This is a genomic window from Nonomuraea sp. NPDC050786 (assembly GCF_040654115.1).
In the GTDB taxonomy this organism is placed as follows: Bacteria; Actinomycetota; Actinomycetes; order Streptosporangiales; family Streptosporangiaceae; genus Nonomuraea.
The window spans coordinates 41,139-47,138 of record NZ_JBFAHJ010000052.1 but is presented as its reverse complement, the minus strand read 5'-3'; the positions used below and the strand labels follow the sequence as shown (position 1 = coordinate 47,138).

Here is a 6,000-nt window from a genome sequence, read left to right as displayed (position 1 = left end):
GGTCACATCGAAGCGTGCCACATCCGAGTTCTACCAGCCACGGCCAGCCCACCACCGACCCTCACCAAGATCCGAACCCCAAACAGCTCCTAGGGCGCCCTCTGAGGCACCCATGCGAATGCTTCCTGATCGGCGAGACATGCCTCAGGTCGAATGAGACCGAACACTCTGTCAGCGCGCCGAGCACCGCATGGCGGCAGCTCTGCACGGCCGTCCCGAAAACGGTGACTCTCGTTCTGATGCGTCCCGAGCTCCGGCACGGAGGGTGGTCCACGGCCACCGAGGAACCGATCAACGATCTACGTTTTCGAGGACTATGTCGTGCGTCGTTTGAGGCGCAAGGAACGCGCACAGCTGTGCGGCCTCGGTCAATAGCCCGTCGCAGTCCTCTCGGCGTAGCTTGGTGAACGGCTGGATGCGCAGTGATTGGTCGCGGATCTGCCAGGTGCCCTGCCACATGCCGTCGACCAGGAAGGTGCCGGTGGTCGCGCCGTTGCCCGGCGGGAGCGGCACCGGGCGGTTGCCGAGGATCACTCGGGTGCGGTCCTTGTGCGACAGCAGCAGGTTGTCGTACTCGGGCAGGAACCGTGGCGGGGCAGGCGTGTCCTCGGAAGGCCGGGGCGCCTCTGGCAGGTCGTACAGCGTCTGCCCTTCCGGTCCGCGGAACGTCCGCAAGGGCAGCCGCTCTACCACCTCGCGCAGCCGGGTCAGCCCGGACCACACCTGGATGTCCGCGACCTGCGCCGGACCGAACGCGCCGAGATAGCGCAGTACCAGCGCATCCACCGGTACGGATCGCAGCGGCGCGCCCAGCCAGCTCTGCACCGGTGCCCATGCCGCGGGACCGTTCTTGCCCCAGACGCCCCGCGGTGGCACCTGGCACAGCGCGATGTGATGCGTCGCCGCGTACGCCAGCGCGTTCGGATCGGCATCCGGCCAACGTTCCGCAAGCAGCTTGCCGAGCTCGGCGCGGGTGCGCGGCTGCTCCTCCAGCAGCCGCTCCGCCTGCCTGAGCAGCGCGTCCCGGTTCGTTCCATCGATGCGAAAGCGCGTGCTGAACTCGGCGGCGTGCAGCGGGTAGAACAGCGTGCGCCAGTCCAGGCAGTCGCGCGCGCTGACGAGATGCACGGTGTTGCGCATCAAGTGCAGCCGTACCACCTGACGCCGCTCGGTCAGCGTCGAAAGCTCGTCCGCCGCGAAGTCCTGGAGACGGGTCCATAATCCTACGTACGGGGCGAGCGGCGCCTGGGACTGCATCCCGCCCAGGCGCTCGATCACGTCGATCGCCGGTGCCGGCGCGCGTTCCAGCAGGTGCTGGCGAGCCGGCGTGGCCCGGTTGAGAGCACGCCGGCTCAGCACGTCGGTCATTTCAGCGGTCCGAAGAAGGCTTGCAGGTCTGCGGCCAGCTGGGCCGGGGCCTCCATCGCCGGGAAGTGCTTGCCGCGCTGGAACTCGGTCCAGTGCGCGTCGGCGGGTGCGGGGACCAGCTTGCGTACCGTTTCGTCCGCTCCGAAGACCGCGAACCCCTGCGGTACGGCCGACGGCGCGCCCCAGTCCGAGGAGTGCGCCTGCTCATACAGGGTGTGCGCGGCACTGGCGCCGGAGCCGGTGAACCAGTACAGGCTCACCGTGGTGAGCAAATGGTCGCGGTCGACCGGCAGGTCGGTCCACTCGTGGACCTTCTCGGCGATCCAGGCGAGCTGCAGCAGCGGTGAGTCGACCAGACCGTAGCCGATGGTCTGGGGCCGGCTGTTCTGGATCGCCAGGTAGCCGGAACCTTCCTTGGTGAAGGCGTCCATCCGGTCCAGGATCAGCTTGTCGACCGGGTCGTTCTCGTCGAGTCGGTCGGCCATCCCTGGGATGAAGGTGGCGACGTTCGCGGCGGTCAGCGGATCGGTCACCACGTGGACGCCGATGACGTGCTCGCCGTCGAGGCCGGCGACCATGCCGGACACGCCGGCGCCCACATCGCCGCCGTGCACGCCGTACCGCTCGTAGCCGAGCCGGCGCATCAGCTCAGCCCAGGCGCGTGCGGTGCGCCCCATCGCCCAGCCCGTCTCGCCCAGCGGGGTCGAGAAGGCGTACCCGGGCAGGGACGGGGCGACGACATGGAAGGCCTGACCCGTTGCCGGGTTGACCAGCGGCTCGATCAGGTGCAGGAACTCGGCGACGGAGCTGGGGAAGCCGTGGGTGATCAGCAGCGGTTTGGCGTCGGGCTGGTCGGATCTGACGTGCAGGAAGTGGATGCGCTGGCCGTCGATCTCGGTGGTGAACTGCGGGTACTGGTTGAGCCGCGCCTCCTGGGCGCGCCAGTCGTACTGCGTGCCCCAGTGCTCGGCGAGTTCCTTCAGGTAGGGCAGCGGTACGCCGCGATTCCACTCCGTGCCGGGCAGTTCGCCGGGCCAGCGGGCGCCTGCGAGCCGGTCATGCAGGTAGTCGACGTCGGCCTGGGGGATCTCGATGCGGAAGGGCTGGATGCCGTCGCTCACTGCGCTTCTCCTTGTGCGAGCTGTTGTGCTCATGCGGGGAAGACTAGGAACATTAGCGGAAAGGTTCGTTCCTAGATTGTCGTCAGGATCGAAGAATGCTGGAAACTTCGGCGCGGCTGCTGCGCCTGCTCTCCCTGTTCCAGGCCCGGCGCGACTGGACCAGTACCGAGCTCGCCACCCGGCTCGGCGTCACCACCCGCACCATCCGCAATGACATCGGCCGGTTGCGCGAGCTGGGATATCCGGTCGACGCGCGGCCGGGTGTGGCCGGCGGGTACCGGCTCGGCACCAGCAGTGCCCTACCGCCGCTGCTGCTGGACGACGAGGAGGCGGTAGCGGTCGCCGTCGGATTGCGTACCGCCGCGAACGGCTCGATCGCGGGCATCGAAGAGACCTCGGTGCGTGCGCTGGCGAAGCTGCAGCAGGTGCTTCCCTCGCGGTTGCGCCACCGAGTCAGCGCCCTGCAGTCGTACACGCTGCCGATGCCGTCGCGCGGCCCGCAGGTGGATCCGGACGTGCTGACCCTGATCGCGAGCGCGTGCCGGGACCGTGAGCGGCTCCGGTTCGACTATCGGGCGCATTCCGGCGCGGCCAGTCGGCGCTCGGTCGAGCCGTACCGCCTGGTGAACGACCGGCGGCGCTGGTACCTGGTGGCCTGGGACCTGGACCGGGACGACTGGCGTACCTTCCGGGTCGACCGGATCGAGCCGCACGGGCCGACAGGGCCGCGCTTCACGCCCCGCGCGCTACCGCCCGACCAGAAGATCACGGCACAGGTGGCACGCGGAGTCGGCGAGGCGACCTGGCGGTACCGGGCACGGGTGATCGTGCACGCGCCCGCGGCATATGTGCGGGGCCGGCTGCCGATCCCCGTGGAGGTGGACCGGTGCGCGTTCGAGCCAGGCTCGGACCATCCGGAGATGCTCGCCCTCTATCTGGGGTTGCTGGACGCGGACTTCACGATCGTGGACTCGCCGGAACTGGTCGACGCGCTGCAGAACCTGACGCAGCGCTATCAGCGCGCGATCGACGCCAGCCAGCAAACATCTGCCTGCTCCGCGCACAGAAGCCGCCATCACCAGCAGCACGAGTCTCCACCGGAATCGGGACAGAGTTGATCTTGGCCGCACCCGACCACCAGGTGGCGTGTTCAACCTGTCAGACCCTCCGCTCGGGCCCCGTGCGACCAGACATCCGAGCACGTTGGGGCGTCGAGCGGCTGCCACCGCGCGGGGCGGAAACGCGATTGATTCGTTGTAGGTTCGGCGGGTCTGGAGGCAGTGGAACAGGCAGCCGATGAGGCGGTTGAACACACGTCAGCCAGCACAGCACTGGGTCGCCGAACAACCCGGTTGCCGCCGAGGCGTCCCGCTGCCCTTTGCCTGTCCGCTCTCATCTTGGTGATCGAACTGCGATTTCCAGGCTTAGCGGCCCATGACACGCTGGTTAACGGCACCCCGTCATGGACGATGCTGAGGTGGTGGGCCGCATCGCCGGGCGGGTGATCCACTTGCCTCGGACGGCCGAGCGCTGCTTGTTCGAGGTTCGACCCGCAGCGACCGGATCAGCCGGTGGTTCACTCACGGCGGCGGGCCGTCGTCTCTCCTTCAACCGGCCCGCAGAAACCGGCCATCAACGGGTTGGCCTGGTCGGGGCACTCCTCATGGGCGTTGTGTCCGCATCCGGGGAGCACGTCGGCGGTTGCGCCCGGGATCCGCTGCGCCATGTCGGCAGCCTCGGAGGGCTTGTCGAACCGGTCGCTGCCGCCCCACAGGATCAGCGTCGGCGCGTGGACCTGCCCCATGAGGTTCTGGGTGACGGAGTAGTCGAGGTTTCGCTGGGACATCCACAGCGCGCGCCGGTTCTCGGGCCTGCTCATCGGGGCCCAGTCCTCGTCGACGGTCTGCGGGGTGATGCTGCCCGGCTTGGCGAAGGCCTTGCCGAGCACGCCGGCGGCGCTGTCCTTGGTCATCAGCTTGCCGATCAGCTCGCCGACGACGGGGAACTCCAGCGGCCGCCAGTCCCAGGTCGACGGGATGTCCAGACCGGTGGAGTCGATGAGGATCAGGCGGCTGACGCGCTCGGGGTGCCGCTCGGTGAAGTACAGCGACCAGGCGCCGCCCCACGAGTGGCCAACCAGCGCCGACCGCTGCAGCCCGACGGCGTCCAGGAAGGAGCTCAAGGCGCCGGACATGGCGTCCAGACTGTAGTCGAAGCCGCGCTGTTTGAGGGTGGTGTAGCCCTGGCCTGGGAGGTCGACGGCGTAGACGGTGTGGTCCTTTGTGAGGGCTCGGATGTTGTTGCGATAGCTGTACACCCACATGCCGCCGCCGGCGATCAGCACCACCGGGGAGCCCTGGCCGGTCTTGGTGTAGTGGAAGGTCGCGACGGGCGTGTCCACGTACCGGGACTCGATCTGCGCCATGTAGGGCGAGTCGTAGTGCGTCGCAGAGGGCTGCCAGATGTACGCGATGTACAGCGCCGTGCCCGATAGCAGGGTCAGGAACGCGGCTGTGACTGCCAGGGTCCAGCGCAGCCACCTACGGCGCCGCTTCGGCGCCGGGCCGGTGTCCGGGGTCGGTTCTTCGAGGCCGGCGCCCTCGACAGGCTCCACGGGCTTGATGGGCATGGCTACTTCCTTACTTCTGCAATTGTAGAAAATATTTCTACAAACGTAGGGATTTCTCCTGCGATCGTCAATTGGACTGGCATACTCGGCTCATGAGCACCCGGAGCAAGGCGCGGACCCTGCTGCTGGACACGGCGATCACGGTCATCGCCGAACAGGGTCTGCGCGGCCTGACGCACCGCGCGGTCCAGGAGGCCGCGGGGCTGAAGAACGGGTCGGTGACCTACCACTTCAAGAGCTGGGACCTGCTGGTCCTGGCGGTGATCGACCGGATGATCGAGATCGACGCCCAGCGGGCAGCACCGGCCACCCACGAGCTGTTGCGAGTCATGGCCGCGCCCGACGCCCAACCCGACTACGACCACCTCGCCGCCCTGCTGGCCGCCTGGTGGACGGAGAGCAGGCAGTTGCTGCTGGCGCGGTTCGAGCTGGAACTGGCCGGCGCCCGGGATCCGCGGATCCGGGAGGCGATGGCGCGCTGCGGCGCCGAGTTCCGCCGCCTGGCCGAACTGATCACGCTGTCCGCCGGCTCGGCGGACGCGGCGTTCGACGCCGAGGTGCTGATCCGGCTCATCGACGGCTTGATGTTGGACTTCGTCACCCGGCCGCCGCAGGATCCGGCGGTGCTGGCCGCGGGACTGCGGCGGGCTGTGGAGTCCGTGCGGCTGGCGGGGAAGTCAGCAATTTGATCGTCACACACGGTGCGGCCACCGTGCGAGAGCCGTACTTGCTGCGTCTCACACAGAGCCCGAACGCAGGCGGCGCCATCCGCTTCCAATGCCCGGCAGCAGGCACCTCCCCGTCGGTCACCTGCCCCGCTTCGACCGCCTCCACCAGCGCGGGCTCAGCCGATCCAGCGCGGTCGACCTGACGGACGCACGG

General features: G+C 68.5%; 5 protein-coding genes. 2 read left to right on the top strand and 3 right to left on the bottom strand.

Translation table 11 applies throughout. The features are described from left to right. Nucleotides 1-291: 291 nt before the first annotated feature. Both AB0H84_RS51075 and AB0H84_RS51070 read right to left on the bottom strand, forming a co-directional pair. A complete protein-coding gene (locus AB0H84_RS51075; RefSeq protein WP_357621347.1) occupies nucleotides 292-1,368 on the bottom strand; it encodes a winged helix DNA-binding domain-containing protein in 1,077 nt (358 codons plus the stop codon). Next, complete coding sequence (locus tag AB0H84_RS51070; RefSeq protein ID WP_357621344.1) at nucleotides 1,365-2,489, bottom strand: epoxide hydrolase family protein; 1,125 nt, start codon at nucleotides 2,487-2,489, stop codon at nucleotides 1,365-1,367. The genes AB0H84_RS51075 and AB0H84_RS51070 overlap by 4 nt, the downstream gene beginning before the upstream one ends. Nucleotides 2,490-2,584: 95 nt before the next feature. On the opposite strand from AB0H84_RS51070, the gene AB0H84_RS51065 reads away from it, so the two are divergent. Continuing rightward, entirely contained in the window at nucleotides 2,585-3,607 is a 1,023-nt protein-coding gene (locus AB0H84_RS51065) for a YafY family protein (RefSeq protein WP_357621342.1), read from the top strand. 458 nt (nucleotides 3,608-4,065) lie between these two features. On the opposite strand, the gene AB0H84_RS51060 is transcribed toward AB0H84_RS51065, so the two are convergent. Then, the gene (locus AB0H84_RS51060) at nucleotides 4,066-5,118 is read right to left on the bottom strand and encodes an alpha/beta hydrolase (RefSeq protein ID WP_357621339.1); all 1,053 of its coding nucleotides are present in this window, start codon (nucleotides 5,116-5,118) and stop codon (nucleotides 4,066-4,068) included. 92 nt (nucleotides 5,119-5,210) lie between these two features. Here AB0H84_RS51060 and AB0H84_RS51055 point away from each other — a divergent pair, with 92 nt between their 5' ends. After that, nucleotides 5,211-5,807 (top strand): TetR family transcriptional regulator, encoded by a 597-nt coding sequence (locus AB0H84_RS51055; protein ID WP_357621336.1) that lies wholly within the window; start codon nucleotides 5,211-5,213, stop codon nucleotides 5,805-5,807. Nucleotides 5,808-6,000 lie beyond the last annotated feature (193 nt).